The organism is Thermodesulfobacterium sp. TA1, from assembly GCF_008630935.1.
GTDB lineage: Bacteria > Desulfobacterota > Thermodesulfobacteria > Thermodesulfobacteriales > Thermodesulfobacteriaceae > Thermodesulfobacterium.
This window is the reverse complement of sequence record NZ_CP043908.1, coordinates 271601-285391: the sequence shown is the minus strand read 5'-3', so window position 1 is coordinate 285391 and position 13791 is coordinate 271601. Positions and strand designations below refer to the sequence as shown.

The 13791-nt window shown below is 39.4% G+C and carries 24 protein-coding genes; all 24 read right to left on the bottom strand.

The window, feature by feature from the left end:
• Window positions 1–9: 9 nt before the first annotated feature.
• Genes secY through fusA form a run of 24 tightly spaced genes read right to left on the bottom strand, consistent with a single transcriptional unit; the run spans window position 10 to window position 13761 of the window.
• Entirely contained in the window at window positions 10–1320 is a 1311-nt protein-coding gene (gene secY / locus F1847_RS01520; RefSeq protein ID WP_150071348.1) for a preprotein translocase subunit SecY, read from the bottom strand.
• A 19-nt stretch (window positions 1321–1339) separates the two neighbouring features.
• Entirely contained in the window at window positions 1340–1789 is a 450-nt protein-coding gene (rplO, locus tag F1847_RS01515; RefSeq protein ID WP_150072746.1) for a 50S ribosomal protein L15, read from the bottom strand.
• A 4-nt stretch (window positions 1790–1793) separates the two neighbouring features.
• A complete protein-coding gene (gene rpmD, locus F1847_RS01510; protein WP_150071347.1) occupies window positions 1794–1979 on the bottom strand; it encodes a 50S ribosomal protein L30 in 186 nt (61 codons plus the stop codon).
• Window positions 1976–2479: a 30S ribosomal protein S5 gene (gene rpsE / locus F1847_RS01505; protein ID WP_150071346.1), complete on the bottom strand. Its 504-nt coding sequence runs from the start codon at window positions 2477–2479 to the stop codon at window positions 1976–1978. Before rpsE ends, rpmD begins: the two co-directional genes overlap by 4 nt.
• Before the next feature lie 14 nt (window positions 2480–2493).
• A complete protein-coding gene (rplR, locus tag F1847_RS01500) occupies window positions 2494–2874 on the bottom strand; it encodes a 50S ribosomal protein L18 (RefSeq protein ID WP_370516784.1) in 381 nt (126 codons plus the stop codon).
• 31 nt (window positions 2875–2905) lie between these two features.
• The gene (gene rplF, locus F1847_RS01495) at window positions 2906–3493 is read right to left on the bottom strand and encodes a 50S ribosomal protein L6 (RefSeq protein ID WP_150071344.1); all 588 of its coding nucleotides are present in this window, start codon (window positions 3491–3493) and stop codon (window positions 2906–2908) included.
• A gap of 14 nt (window positions 3494–3507) precedes the next feature.
• On the bottom strand, window positions 3508–3903 hold the full coding sequence (rpsH, locus tag F1847_RS01490; RefSeq protein ID WP_150071343.1) for a 30S ribosomal protein S8: 396 nt from the start codon (window positions 3901–3903) through the stop codon (window positions 3508–3510).
• Between the two features lie 13 nt (window positions 3904–3916).
• On the bottom strand, window positions 3917–4102 hold the full coding sequence (locus tag F1847_RS01485) for a type Z 30S ribosomal protein S14 (RefSeq protein WP_028841353.1): 186 nt from the start codon (window positions 4100–4102) through the stop codon (window positions 3917–3919).
• 6 nt (window positions 4103–4108) lie between these two features.
• Window positions 4109–4648, bottom strand: coding sequence for a 50S ribosomal protein L5 (rplE, locus tag F1847_RS01480; protein ID WP_150071342.1), 540 nt, complete (start codon window positions 4646–4648; stop codon window positions 4109–4111).
• 3 nt (window positions 4649–4651) lie between these two features.
• The gene (gene rplX / locus F1847_RS01475; protein WP_168194233.1) at window positions 4652–5020 is read right to left on the bottom strand and encodes a 50S ribosomal protein L24; all 369 of its coding nucleotides are present in this window, start codon (window positions 5018–5020) and stop codon (window positions 4652–4654) included.
• 14 nt (window positions 5021–5034) lie between these two features.
• Window positions 5035–5403, bottom strand: a complete 369-nt coding sequence (gene rplN / locus F1847_RS01470) for a 50S ribosomal protein L14 (RefSeq protein ID WP_150071341.1) — start codon at window positions 5401–5403, stop codon at window positions 5035–5037.
• Window positions 5404–5405: 2 nt separating this feature from the next.
• Window positions 5406–5690 (bottom strand): 30S ribosomal protein S17, encoded by a 285-nt coding sequence (gene rpsQ, locus F1847_RS01465; protein ID WP_150071340.1) that lies wholly within the window; start codon window positions 5688–5690, stop codon window positions 5406–5408.
• 13 nt (window positions 5691–5703) lie between these two features.
• Window positions 5704–5901, bottom strand: a complete 198-nt coding sequence (gene rpmC, locus F1847_RS01460) for a 50S ribosomal protein L29 (RefSeq protein ID WP_150071339.1) — start codon at window positions 5899–5901, stop codon at window positions 5704–5706.
• On the bottom strand, window positions 5901–6314 hold the full coding sequence (gene rplP / locus F1847_RS01455) for a 50S ribosomal protein L16 (protein WP_150072744.1): 414 nt from the start codon (window positions 6312–6314) through the stop codon (window positions 5901–5903). The genes rpmC and rplP overlap by 1 nt, the downstream gene beginning before the upstream one ends.
• Window positions 6315–6341: 27 nt before the next feature.
• Complete coding sequence (rpsC, locus tag F1847_RS01450) at window positions 6342–7004, bottom strand: 30S ribosomal protein S3 (RefSeq protein ID WP_150071338.1); 663 nt, start codon at window positions 7002–7004, stop codon at window positions 6342–6344.
• A 3-nt stretch (window positions 7005–7007) separates the two neighbouring features.
• Entirely contained in the window at window positions 7008–7364 is a 357-nt protein-coding gene (gene rplV / locus F1847_RS01445) for a 50S ribosomal protein L22 (protein WP_150071337.1), read from the bottom strand.
• A 14-nt stretch (window positions 7365–7378) separates the two neighbouring features.
• Entirely contained in the window at window positions 7379–7669 is a 291-nt protein-coding gene (gene rpsS, locus F1847_RS01440; protein ID WP_150071336.1) for a 30S ribosomal protein S19, read from the bottom strand.
• Window positions 7670–7689: 20 nt separating this feature from the next.
• On the bottom strand, window positions 7690–8514 hold the full coding sequence (rplB, locus tag F1847_RS01435) for a 50S ribosomal protein L2 (RefSeq protein WP_150071335.1): 825 nt from the start codon (window positions 8512–8514) through the stop codon (window positions 7690–7692).
• 13 nt (window positions 8515–8527) lie between these two features.
• Window positions 8528–8818 (bottom strand): 50S ribosomal protein L23, encoded by a 291-nt coding sequence (gene rplW / locus F1847_RS01430; protein WP_150071334.1) that lies wholly within the window; start codon window positions 8816–8818, stop codon window positions 8528–8530.
• A 3-nt stretch (window positions 8819–8821) separates the two neighbouring features.
• Entirely contained in the window at window positions 8822–9454 is a 633-nt protein-coding gene (gene rplD / locus F1847_RS01425; protein WP_150071333.1) for a 50S ribosomal protein L4, read from the bottom strand.
• A gap of 14 nt (window positions 9455–9468) precedes the next feature.
• Window positions 9469–10104, bottom strand: a complete 636-nt coding sequence (gene rplC, locus F1847_RS01420; RefSeq protein ID WP_150071332.1) for a 50S ribosomal protein L3 — start codon at window positions 10102–10104, stop codon at window positions 9469–9471.
• Window positions 10105–10118: 14 nt separating this feature from the next.
• Window positions 10119–10427: a 30S ribosomal protein S10 gene (gene rpsJ / locus F1847_RS01415; RefSeq protein ID WP_150072743.1), complete on the bottom strand. Its 309-nt coding sequence runs from the start codon at window positions 10425–10427 to the stop codon at window positions 10119–10121.
• Between the two features lie 23 nt (window positions 10428–10450).
• The gene (gene tuf / locus F1847_RS01410; RefSeq protein WP_150071331.1) at window positions 10451–11650 is read right to left on the bottom strand and encodes an elongation factor Tu; all 1200 of its coding nucleotides are present in this window, start codon (window positions 11648–11650) and stop codon (window positions 10451–10453) included.
• Between the two features lie 26 nt (window positions 11651–11676).
• Window positions 11677–13761, bottom strand: coding sequence for an elongation factor G (gene fusA, locus F1847_RS01405; RefSeq protein WP_150071330.1), 2085 nt, complete (start codon window positions 13759–13761; stop codon window positions 11677–11679).
• Window positions 13762–13791: the final 30 nt, after the last annotated feature.

The window sequence follows — 13791 nt, the reverse complement described above, 5'->3', positions numbered from 1 at the left end:
CCCCACCCCCTATTTAATTTTTAGTTTGCTTTGTTTGATAAAACTTTCATACTGTCTTGAGATAAGATGAGCCTCTATCTGTCCCATGATATCTAAAGCTACACCAACTACGATAAGTAAAGAAGTGCCTCCAAAATAAAAAGGTAAATTAAGTTTAGTGATAAAAAAACTTGGAATAACACAAATAAAGGCTACATAAAGAGCTCCTATAAAGGTAATTCTTGAAAGCACCCGGTCTAAAAATTCCTCTGTAGCCTTTCCTGGTCTTATCCCCGGAATAAAACCTCCCCATTTTTTAAGGTTATCAGCTACCTCCTTGGGGTTAAAAACCACAGCAGTATAAAAATAGCAGAAAAAAATGATTAAACCAGCAAAAATAGCTTCATAAATTAAAGCTCCAGGTCTCAAAAAATCGCTCACTGTTTTGAAAGCTGCCACAGGAATAAAGCTTGCCAACGTAGCAGGAAACATCAAAATAGCTGAGGCAAAAATAGGAGGTATAACTCCTGCAGTGTTTATTTTTAAAGGTAAATAACTCGTCTGCCCACCTACTACCTGTCTACCTACCTGCCTTCTTGCATAATGGATCGGAATCCTTCTTTGAGAAATCTCCATAAAACAAGTAAAAGCTAAAATACCTATCAATAACAATAAAATTAAAAATAAATAAAAAATAGAAAACTCACCTGTCTGAACAAATTTTATCGTCCTCGAAATGGCAGGAAAAATACCGGCTACAATACCAGAAAAAATGATCATAGAAATCCCGTTTCCGATTCCATGCTCAGTCATCTGTTCGCCTAACCAAACTAAAAACATCGTTCCTGCAGTCAAACTAATAGTAGTCACTATCCTAAAAGTCCAACCTGGATCAGAAACTATAGGCTCTCCATTAGGAGCTGTCATCCTTTCAAGACCGATGGCTATCCCAAACCCCTGTATTAAACAGATAAGCACTGTCAAATAACGAGTATAGTAGGCTATTTTTCTCTTACCTTCAGGCCCTTCTTTATAAAGCTCCTTTATAGTAGGATAAACAACTGTCATAAGCTGCAAGATGATAGAAGCACTAATATAAGGCATAACCCCAAGGGCACAGATAGAAAACCTTCGTAAAGCTCCACCAGAAAAAATATCCATAAACCCAAAAATCGTCCCACTTGCTTGTTGAAAGAGACTTAGAAAAGCCTCTCCATTAATCCCAGGAGTAGGTATATGGATAGAAAATCTGTAAAAGGCAAGCCCTAAAAAAAGATAAAAAAGGCGCCTTTTTAATTCTGGAATATTAGCCAAACTTAAAAGATTTTCTCTTCCGTTCACTATTGATTAACTCCAGACCTTAAACCTTAACTATCTCTACCTTACCGCCTGCTTTTTCAATCTTTTCTTTAGCAGCTTTAGAGACCGCATGCACTTTAACCACTAAAGGCTTATCTATTTCCCCATCCCCCAAAAGTTTAACCAACTTGTTTTTTCCCTTAACCAAGCCTTTTAACTGTAAGCTTTCTAAGTCTACTAAATCGTTAGACTCAAATCTTTCTGCCAAATCCTTAATGTTCACCAATTCGTATTCTTTTTTAAAGATATTGGTAAAACCTCTCTTAGGTACCCTCCTGATGATGGTGGTCTGACCACCCTCAAACCAAGGAGCGATATCTAAGCCTCTACGGGCTTTTTGTCCCTTATGCCCTTTACAAGAGGTTTTTCCATGACCAGAACCATGACCTCTACCAACTCTTTTATCTTTATGCTTTGAACCAGCAAAAGGTTTTAACTCGTCTAAAGTTATAAACTTACTCATTGACTTCCTCCACCTTTACTAAATGACTTACCTTATTTATCATACCCCTTATCATAGGGTTGTCTTCTCTTATTACTATCTGACCGATCTTTTTTAAACCCAACCCTTTTAAATTTTCTCTTTGATTAGGCGTTCTTCCGTACTTACTTCTAACTAATGTAATCTTAAGCTTTTTCATACCCTCATCTCCCTCTTTAGGTCTTCAAAGGTTTTTCCTCTTTTTTTTGCCACATAATCAAGGCTTTGAAGCTGTGAAAGGGCTCTAAAGGTAGCCTTGACTAAGTTATGAGGATTACTACTTCCAATACATTTGGTAACCACATCGGTAATACCTACTGCATCCATAATAGCACGCACTGTACCACCTGCAATAACTCCTGTACCAGGCTTAGCAGGTTTTAAAAGAATGGTACTTGCCCCAAATTTGGTTACGATAGAATGGGGTATCGTTCCTCCTATTATAGGAACATTTATTAAACTTTTTTTAGCCTTTTCTATAGCCTTCCTGATAGCATCAGGTACTTCAGGAGCCTTTCCTAAACCATAACCAACCCTACCCTTTCCGTCTCCAACTATAACCAAGGCAGAAAATCTAAGTTTTTTTCCACCTTTAGTTACCTTAGTAACACGGCTTATCTGTATAATCTTTTCTACAAATTCTTCAGTGCCTCTAACCAAAGCCTCCCCTCCTTTTAAAATTGTAAGCCTGCAGCTCTGGCTGCATCAGCAAGGGCTTTAATTCTACCATGATATTTAAATCCACCTCTATCAAAAACCACCTTAGTGATTCCCTTCTCTAAGGCCTTCTTAGCTATAAGCTCTCCTACTGCCTTAGCTACTTCTGTTTTTCCCCCTTGAGATTTTAGCTCAGCAAGCTTCTCTCTTATTTCAGGAGAAAGAGAAGAAGCAGCCACCAAGGTATGCCCTGTTACATCATCTATAATCTGGGCATAAATATGTTTCAAACTTTTATATACACTAAGCCTTGGTCTTTCAGGAGTACCAAAAACTTTTTTTCTTACCCTCTTCTTTCTTTTTAACCTTGCTTCAACTTTTTTTTCTCTCTTTCTCAACTCTGCCATGGATTACCTCTCTCTAAGGGTTTTACTTTTTACTACCTTTACCAGATTTACCAGCCTTTCTGTAAATAACTTCATCAGCATACCTAATACCTTTTCCTTTATATGGCTCTGGCGGTCTCAACCTTCTAATATTAGCAGCCACCTGTCCCAACAACTCTTTGTCTATACCTTCTAAAGTTAAACGAACCTGTACCTCTCCAGTTCCTCTTTCTGCTTTAGCAGTAATCCCTTTTGGAAGCTTAAAATTTATCGGATGAGAATACCCCAAACTAAAAATTATCTCTTCTCCCTTCACTTCAGCCTTATAACCTAACCCCACGATATCTAAGACCTTTTGAAAGCCTTGAGTAACCCCTATAACCATATTGTTTATCAAAGCTCTAGCTAAACCTTGAAAAGCCTTAGCTTTATTTTTAAGCTTTTTCCTTACTTCATCTTGCTGAACCACTATAGTATCACCTTCCATCAGCACTTTAACCAGAGGAGGTAATTTCTTTTCAAGCTTTCCCTTAGGACCTTCAACTATCATAATACCATCTTCTTTCAAAGAAATTTTGACACCGTTAGGCACTTTTATTGGTTTTCTTCCTACACGAGAAACTTCTCCCATAACCAATCACCCCTTTACCAAATTTCACAAATAACTTCACCACCTACTTTACGGCGTTTTGCCTCATGGTCAGTCATAATACCTTGAGAAGTTGAAACTATAGCAATCCCAAGCCCATCTAATACTTTGCTTAAATCCTTATACCTTCTATATATCCTTCTTCCTGGTTTACTTACCCTTTTTATTCCAGAAATAACCGGCCTTTTGAATTCATCATATTTCAAAACTATTTCTATCTTACCCTGAGGTTTTTCATCATGATAGATAAAATCCTCTATATAACCCTCTTCCTTAAGGATCTTTAAAATGGCAAGCTTTATCTTAGAAGAGGGGACTACCACCCTTTTATGCCTGTTCTGTAGAGCATTCTTTATTCTGGTTAGCATGTCTGCTATAGGGTCTGTCATCATAACTATTTCCTCCTTACCAACTAGCTTTCCTAACCCCAGGGATTTTAGCCTCTGAAGCTAATTTTCTAAAACACATCCTACAGAGTCCAAACCTTCTTATGTAAGCCCGAGCACGACCACAAACAGAACATCTATTCCTGTGGCGTACCTGAAACTTAGGCTTTCTTTTTGCCTTTTCTCTTTGAGCTTTTCTTGGCATATAAAACTACCCCCTAAATGGCATTCCTAATTCTTTTAATAACGCATAAGCCTCTTCATCGTTTTTAGCAGTGGTAACGATGGTTATGCTTAAACCCTTTATTTTATCTACCTTGCTACTGTCTATCTCGGGAAAGATAGTATGGTCGGTGATCCCAAAAGTATAGTTTCCTCTCCCGTCAAAACCCGACTTAGAAAGACCCTTAAAATCCTTCGTTCTAGGCAGGGCAATATTTATAACCCTAGTAAGAAAATCATACATTCTCTGTCCTCTCAAGGTTACCATGACCCCAATAGGCATTCCTTTTCTCAACTTGAAACCTGCGATAGACTTTCTAGCCTTACAAACCTTAGGTTTTTGACCAGTAAGTTGAGCTAACTCAACCAAAGCCTGGTCTATAATCTTAGGATTGGCTACTGCCTCGTTTAAACCCATATTAACACTTATCTTTTCTAATTTGGGTATTTGGTTTATGTTTTTATACCCAAACCTTTCTTTTAACTTGGGTACCACTTCATTTTTGTAATAATCTTTTAACCAGCTCATGTCCTACTCCTTCACCTCGATAATTTCTCCGCATTTTTTGCAAAACCTAACCTTGGTTCCGTCTTCTAAAAACTTCCTACCTATCTTTACCCCTTTTTTGCATTTAGGACAATAAACCATCAGGTTAGAAATATGTATAGGTGCTGGTTTTTCTACTATACCTCCGCTGCTGTAAGGGGTAGGCTTCATATGTCTTTTAACTATGTTAACTCCTTCAACTACAGCCCTTCCCTTACGAGGAAAAACTTTTAAAACCTTACCTATCTTACCCTTATCTTTACCTGCAATGACTACTACCATATCATTTTTTCTTACATGAAGCTTCACTTCATGAGGTTTTAGTGCTTTCTTATTAACCCCGCGCTTTATCATGGTTAAACTCCTTTTTATATAACTTCAGGGGCTAAAGAGATGATTTTCATAAAACCTCTAGCCCTAAGCTCTCTTGCTACAGGTCCAAAAATACGAGTTCCAACTGGTTCTTTATATTGATTGATCAAAACCGCTGCGTTTTCATCAAACCTTATATGAGTCCCATCTGGCCTTGAAACTTCTTTTTTCGTCCTAACAATCACAGCTTTAACCACATCACCTTCTTTTACTTTAGAATTAGGTATAGCCTCCTTGACTGAAGCCACTATTATGTCTCCCACACTTCCATATTTCCTATGAGACCCACCTAAAACCCTTATACACATTATCTTCTTAGCACCAGAATTATCAGCCACGTTTAAATAGGTCTGTTGCTGAATCATCCTTACTCACCCCCTTCCAAATCCTCTTTAACCTCTAAAACTTTAGCCTTCTCTATAATTTCTCTTACTCTCCATCTTTTCCTACGAGAAAGGGGCCTTGTCTCCTCGATCAAAACCTTATCACCTATCTTACACTCGTTATTCTCATCATGAGCCATATATTTTTTTCTTCTTTTAATATACTTGCCATAAAGAGGATGTTTTACCAAAGTCTCTACCATAACTACCACGGTCTTATCCATCTTATCACTAACCACCGTTCCTATAAATTTCTTTTTTCCACTCATAACCATCCCCACCTTATCGTATGTTAAGTTCTTTTTCTCTAATAACCGTCAAAACTTTAGCAATATCCCTTTTAACCTGCCTAATCCTCATAGGGTTTTCTAATCTATGAATGGTTTTCTGAAATCTAAGGTTAAAAAGCTCTTCTCTTAAGTTAGCCAACTTTTCTTTTAACTCAGGGATAGACAGCTCCCTCAACTCATGAGCCTTCATTAAAACTCCTCCCTACTAACTATTTTACATTTAAAAGGCATCTTACTAGCAGCCATTTTTAACGCTTCTTTAGCTACCTCCTCAGGAACACCTGCAATCTCATAAATAACCTTCCCTGGCTTAACCACAGCGACCCACTCTTCAACCGCCCCTTTACCTTTACCCATACGGGTCTCTGCAGGTTTTTTAGTAATCGGTTTATCTGGAAAAACCCTTATCCAAACCTTGGATCCCTTTTTAGCTACCCTAACGATAGCTACACGTCCTGCTTCTATTTGCCGGGCAGTTAACCAACCACCTTCAAGCACTTTCAACCCATATTCGCCAAACTCTACCGTATGACCACTAGTAGCCTTTCCTCTAACTCTCCCTTTTTGTTGCTTTCTATATTTCGTTTTTTTAGGTTGAAGCAGCATCTCTTCTCACCCCTATATTTTTTTTTAAATAACTAACCTTTCTTGTCCTTCTCTTTCAGGTAAAACCTCTCCCTTAAAAATCCAAACCTTTACTCCTATACTCCCATATTTGGTTACTGCTGTAGCAAAACCATAGTCTATATCAGCCCTTAAAGTAGAAAGAGGAACCCTTCCAACCCTATACCATTCACTTCTAGCTATTTCAGCACCACCAAGCCTTCCAGAGCATTGAACCTTAATTCCTTGCGCACCAAAACGCATAACCAAAGAAACAGCTCTTTTCATCGCCCTTCTGAAAGAAACCCTTCTCTCTATTTGATTAGCAATGTTTTCTGCCACCAACTGTGCTTCAAGCTCAGGCCTTCTAACTTCATTAACTAAAACCTCAAACTCCCTATCCTTAATCAGCTTTCCTAATTCACTTTTTATCTTTTCTATCTCAGCACCTTTCTTTCCTATCACAATCCCAGGACGCGCAGAATAAATGATTACCCTTGCTTTATTAGCCGCCCTTTCTATCTCTATCTTAGCTATACCTGCATGAAAATATTTTTCTTTTAAAAATTTCCTTATCAAATAGTCTTCATATAGATACTTAGGAAACTCTGAAGGTTTTGCTACCCAACGAGAATCCCATGTCCTAGTAATACCAATTCTCAATCCAATAGGATTAACTTTCTGCCCCAAGGCTTACCTCCTCTTTTTACTTTTTTCTTCCTTTTCTTCTACTACCACGGTGATGTGGCTCATCCTTTTTAAAATCCTACTTGCCCTTCCCCATGCCCTTGGCCAAATTCTTTTAAGCCTAGGACCTTCATTTACGTAAGCCTCTACTACATAAAGATTATCCACATCCATACCGTAGTTGTTTTCTGCATTAGCTATAGCACTTTCTAAAACCTTTTTTACTATCCTCGCGGCTTTTTTAGGAGTAAAATTTAAAATATTTAAAGCTTCATCTATTTTTTTACCTCTAATTAAATCTACTACTAATCTTGCTTTGTAGGGAGAAATCAATACATATTTCGCTGTAGCCCGAGCCTTCATATCCTATCTCCTTTTTATTTCTTCTTTACTCCTTTTACTTTACCTTTATCTGCAGGATGTCCTTTATATGTCCTAGTAGGCGCAAACTCTCCCAGCTTGTGCCCTACCATATTTTCTGTAACATAAACCGGAATAAACTTATGCCCATTATGGACGGCAAAGGTTAAACCTACCATTTCAGGAACGATGGTCGACCTTCTGCTCCAAGTCTTTATCGGTTTTTTATCGCCTGTTTCCCTTGCTACCAAAACCTTCTTTAACAAATGGTCATCCACAAAAGGACCTTTTTTCTTAGACCTTGGCATCTAGTACACCTCCTAACTAATTAGCCCTTTCTTCTTCTAAGTATAAGTTTGTCAGAAGCTTTTTTCTTACGGGTCTTACGACCTTTACACAACCAACCCCACGGAGAACAAGGATGTCTCCCACCATGAGACCTTCCTTCTCCACCCCCAAGGGGATGGTCTACTGGGTTCATAGCAATACCACGTACATGAGGCCTTCTTCCAAGCCATCTAGACCTTCCAGCCTTACCTAACATTACATTTTCCCATTCCAAATTACCAACCTGACCGATGGTAGCCTTACAATTACCATGCACTTTTCTTATCTCACCAGAGGGTAACCTTAAAATAACATAATCTCCTTCTTTACCAAGTACTTGAGCAAAAGCCCCAGCACTTCTAGCTAATTGCCCACCCTTTTTAGGCCTAAGCTCTATATTATGTACCATCGTACCTACAGGGATGTTTTTCAAAGGTAAAGCATTTCCAACCCTTATTTCCACACTCTCCCCAGACATCACCACATCACCTACTTTAAGCCCTACAGGAGCAATGATGTATCTTTTTTCTCCGTCTGCATACTGTAATAAAGCAATATTAGCTGATCTGTTAGGGTCATACTCTAAAGCTACCACTTTAGCAGGGACATTATCCTTATCTCTCTTAAAATCTATTATACGATAAAGTCTTTTATGCCCTCCCCCTCTAAACCTTACAGTAACCCTTCCATAATTATTTCTACCACCAGATTTCTTTAAAGGTTCGACCAAAGACTTTTCAGGTTCTTTTTTAGAAAGTTCAGGGTTAATCAAATAGGTCTGAAATCTTCTTCCTGGTGAGGTAGGTTTACACTTCTTTATAGGCATCTTTTTTCACCCCTTATATGGTTTCAAAAAATTCTATCGTCTGCCCAGGCTGAAGCCTTACTATAGCCTTCTTTCTTAAGGAAGTTTTTCCAGGATTTCTATATCCTCCCTTGGGCTTTCCCTTTACCCTTATCGTTTGTACGTCTAACACCTTTACATCAAACAACTTTTCTACTGCCTGCTTTATTTCTATTTTGTTGGCTGCCGGATCAACCCAAAACGAAACCTGATTATTCCTCTCTTTTAAAAGCATAGATTTTTCAGTAATTATAGGAGCTAAAATGATTTTTCTTGGGTCCTTCATTTTTTATCTCCTTAAACGTTCCTCTATTTTATTTAAGGCTTCCTTAGATACTATTAAATTTTCGTGATTTAAAATATCATAAACGTTTAATCCTTCAACTGCCAACACCTTAACCTTAGGAAGATTAGAAGCACTTTTTTCTAAAATTAAGTTTCTCTCAGGAACTACGATAAGCGCCTCATTTACCCCAAGCCCTTCTAAATATGACTTAAGCATCTTGGTTTTAGGATGCTCGCTTAATGGAAAAGATTCTGCCACAAACAGTTTATTAGCTAAAGCCCTAGAAGAAAGGGCCATCTTTAAACCTAATCTTCTAACCTTTTTGTTTAGCTTAAACTCATAACTTCTTGGCTTAGGACCGTGAACTATACCTCCACCAACCCATTGCGGAGCCCTGATAGAACCTTGACGAGCTCTTCCTGTATGCTTTTGAGGCCAAGGCTTTCTTCCTCCACCTCTAACCTCAGCCCTTGTTTTAGTGCAGGCTGTTCCGGCTCTCCATCTGGCCATTTGCCATCTCACTATCTCATGTAAAAGACCTTCTTTAGGATAAACACCATAAATATCAAGAGGCAGCTCCAACTCTCCTACTACCTTGGCATTAGCATCGATTACTTTAGCTTTTATAGCCTCCATCTTCTAACTCCCCTTTATTTAAAATAAACCATTACATATCCATTATTCCATCCAGGGACAGCTCCTTTTACCAAAAGAAGGTTTTTTACTGGGTCCATATCCACTACTGTAAGGTTTTTTATCGTGACTCTCTCAGTTCCATAATGACCTGCCATTTTTAGACCTTTAATTATCCTTCCTGGAAACGTATTAGCACCACTTGAACCTCTCTTACGGTGGACCTTCTTAGCACCATGACTCATAGGTTGACGCTGAAAATTCCACCTCTTAATCGTTCCGGTAAAACCTCTTCCCTTAGTAATACCAACTACATCTACCTTTATACCCTTTTCTAAACCTAAATCAGCCAAGGTTAATACCTGTCCAGGAGCAAAATCTTGAGGGTTTTCAACCTTAAATTCTTTTAAAAAATAAAAGCCTGTATCTAACCCTGCTTTTAAAAAATGCCCTATCATCGGAAAAGTACATTTGTTTAATTTTTTAGGGTCAAAACCTAATTGAACGGCATTATAACCGTCTTTATCTACTGTTTTAACCTGAACTACCGCACAAGGCCCCACCTGTAATACCGTTACAGGTACTACATTACCATCGGCATCAAAAATTCTAGTCATTCCTAATTTTTTACCTATCAAACCCTCAACCTTCATGGCTAACACTCCTCTTACACCTTTATTTCAACTTCCACACCAGCAGGCAACTCTAACTGCATAAGAGCATCGATGGTTTGCTGTGTAGGTTCCAAAATCTCTATCAGCCTTTTATGAACCCTCATCTCAAACTGTTCTCTTGAATTTTTATCGATGTGTGGAGACCTTAACACAGTCCATCTGCTTATCTTAGTAGGCAAAGGTATAGGACCTACCACCTTAGCCCCAGTTTCTTTAGCTGTAGAAACTATGTTAGCCACAGACCTGTCTAAAACTCTGTAATCAAAACTTTTTAATTTTATTCTTATCTTCTGTGTGGGTATCATCTTCTAAACCTCACACTCCCTTATTCTATTATTTTAGTTACTACACCAGCACCAACAGTCCTTCCACCTTCTCTAATCGCAAACCTCAACCCCTCTTCCAACGCCACAGGCTTGATCAACTCAACCTCTAACTCCACATTGTCTCCAGGTATCACCATCTCCACACCCTCAGGTAACTTCACCACCCCAGTCACATCAGTCGTCCTAAAATAAAACTGAGGCCTATACCCGTTAAAAAACGGCGTATGCCTACCACCCTCCTCCTTCTTCAAAACATATACCTCTGCCTTAAACTTCGTATGAGGCTTTATACTCCCAGGCTTCGCCAATACCTGACCCCTCTCTACCTCATCCTTGCCTATCCCCCTCAACAATACACCTACATTGTCCCCAGGTAACGCCTCATCCAATATCTTCCTAAACATCTCAATACTAGTCGCCACCGTCTTCACCGTAGGCCTAAGCCCCACTATCTCTATCTCCTCCCCAGGCTTAAGCACCCCCCTCTCTACCTTGCCTGTAACAACCGTACCCCTACCAGATATACTAAACACATCCTCTACAGGCATCAAAAACGGCTTCTCCACATCCCTCACAGGCTCAGGTATATAATCATCCATCGCCTTTATCAACTCCCATATCCTACCACACCACTCACACTCCTCCTTACCACATCCACACTCAAGCGCCTTCAACGCACTCCCCCTCACCACAGGTACCTCATCCCCAGGAAATCCATACTTGCTAAGTAACTCCCTAACCTCTAACTCCACCAAATCCAATAACTCCGCATCATCTACCATGTCAACCTTGTTCATAAACACCACTATCGCAGGAACGTTAACCTGCCTCGCAAGCAACACATGCTCCCTCGTCTGAGGCATAGGTCCATCCGTTGCCGCAACCACCAAAATAGATCCATCCATCTGCGCTGCCCCAGTTATCATGTTCTTAATATAGTCAGCATGCCCAGGACAATCTATATGCGCATAATGCCTCTTGTCACTCTCATACTCAACATGCGCAAGCTGAATCGTAATACCTCTCGCCTTCTCCTCAGGAGCCTTGTCTATACTATCAAACGGTATCCACTGCGCATAACCCTTCGTAGACAAAACCTTGGTTATAGCACTGGTCAACGTAGTCTTCCCATGGTCTATATGCCCAATCGTACCCACGTTTAAATGAGGCTTCTTCCTCTCAAACTTCTGCTTAGCCATCTCACCTTCCTCCTATCCTAAAAATTTTAACTTCCTTTGGCTTTCTTAATAATCTGTTCTGCTAAATGGGCTGGAACCTTCTCATAATGAGAAAATTGCATAATAAAGGTCCCTCTACCCTGAGTTAAAGACCTTAAGGTAGTAGCATAACCAAACATTTCTCCTAAAGGGACAAAAGCATTTATAATGCGTGCATTCCCTCTAAGGTCCATACCCTCTACCCTTCCTCTACGAGAAGAAATATCCCCCAACACCTCTCCCAAATATTCTTCCGGCACTACTATCTCAACCTTCATGATAGGTTCAAGCAATACAGGATTTGCTTTTTTACAAGCATCCTTAAAAGCCATAGAGCCTGCTATAGCAAAAGCAAGGTCTGAAGAGTCTACCTCGTGATAACTTCCATCAATCAACCTTACTTTAACGTCTATCACCGGATAACCTGCTAAAACACCTTCATTAGTAGCTTCTCTAACACCCTTTTCCACAGAGGGAATAAACTCTTTAGGTATAACGCCACCTACTATTTCAGACACAAATTCAATTCCCTTTCCAGGATTTGGCTCAACAATAAGCTTTACGTGCCCGTACTGCCCTCTACCTCCGGTTTGCCTTATATATTTACCCTCTGCCTCAGAAGAAGTAGTAATGGTCTCTTTATAGGCTACCTCCGGCCTTCCAACATTAACTCCCACCTTAAACTCTCTTATCAATCTGTCTACAATAATCTCTAAATGTAGTTCTCCCATACCCCAAATAAGGGTCTGACCCGTTTCGTGGTTCACCGTTACTCTAAAAGATGGGTCTTCTATTGCCAATTTCTGAAGGGCTATAGAAAGTTTTTCTTGGTCAGCCTTGGTCTTAGGTTCAACAGCTACCGAAATAACTGGTTCAGGAATTTCTAATTTTTCGAGCTCTATAGGATGAGCCTCATCACACAAAGTATCTCCTGTGGTGGTAACTCTTAACCCAATAGCTGCAACAATATCTCCGGCAAAAGCACCTGATATTTCTTCTCTCTGATTAGCATGCATTCTTACCAAACGACCTATCCTTTCTTTTTTTCTCTTAGTAGAATTATAAACAGGCATACCGCTATCAAGCCTTCCCGAATAAATTCTGATAAAAGTAAGAGTACCTATATAAGGGTCTGTCATAATCTTAAACGCTAATGCAGAAAGAGGTGCATCAGGGTCTGTAGGCCTATCTTCTACCTCACCAGTATCTGGATTAACCCCTTTAACAGCAGGAATGTCTATAGGTGCAGGCAAATAGTCTATAATTGCATCAAGCAAAGGTTGAATACCTTTATTTTTAAAAGCTGAACCACACAAAACCGGAACTGCCTTAAAATTTATCGTAGCCTCTCTTACAGCCTTTTTAATCTCCTCAGGACTTATCTCCTTACCCTCTAAATATTTTTCCATGATCTCATCGTTTATATCAGCCAAAGCCTCGAGCATCTTAATCCTGTATTCTTCAGCCTTATCCTTTAAAGACGCAGGTATTTCTTCATAATGATATTTTGCTCCCAAGGTTTCTTCTTCCCAAACAATAGCCTTCATATCTATAAGGTCTACCACACCTACAAAATTTTCTTCAGCACCGATAGGTATTTGTAAAGGCAAAGGATTTGCACCCAATTTTTGCTTAATCTGATCAACCACATTTTCAAAATTGGCCCCAAGCCTGTCCATTTTATTTATAAACGCTATACGAGGCACTTTATACTTGTTAGCCTGCCTCCAAACCGTCTCAGATTGAGGCTGGACTCCACCTACCGCACAAAAAATAACCACCGCACCATCAAGCACTCTCAAACTTCTTTCAACCTCAATGGTAAAATCCACATGACCTGGAGTGTCTATTATGTTTATCCTATGACCTCTCCAAAAAGTGGTGGTACAAGCAGAAGTAATCGTAATACCCCTTTCTTGCTCTTGGACCATAAAGTCCATCGTAGCGGTTCCTTCATGAACCTCACCTATTTTATAAGTCTTACCAGTATAGTAAAGCACCCTTTCAGTAGTAGTAGTTTTCCCTGCGTCTATATGGGCCACAAAACCAATGTTTCTGGTTGTTTTTAATATCTTTAACTCTTCAGGCGTCATCCTCTCTCACCCTATCTTTAATTTTTCTAA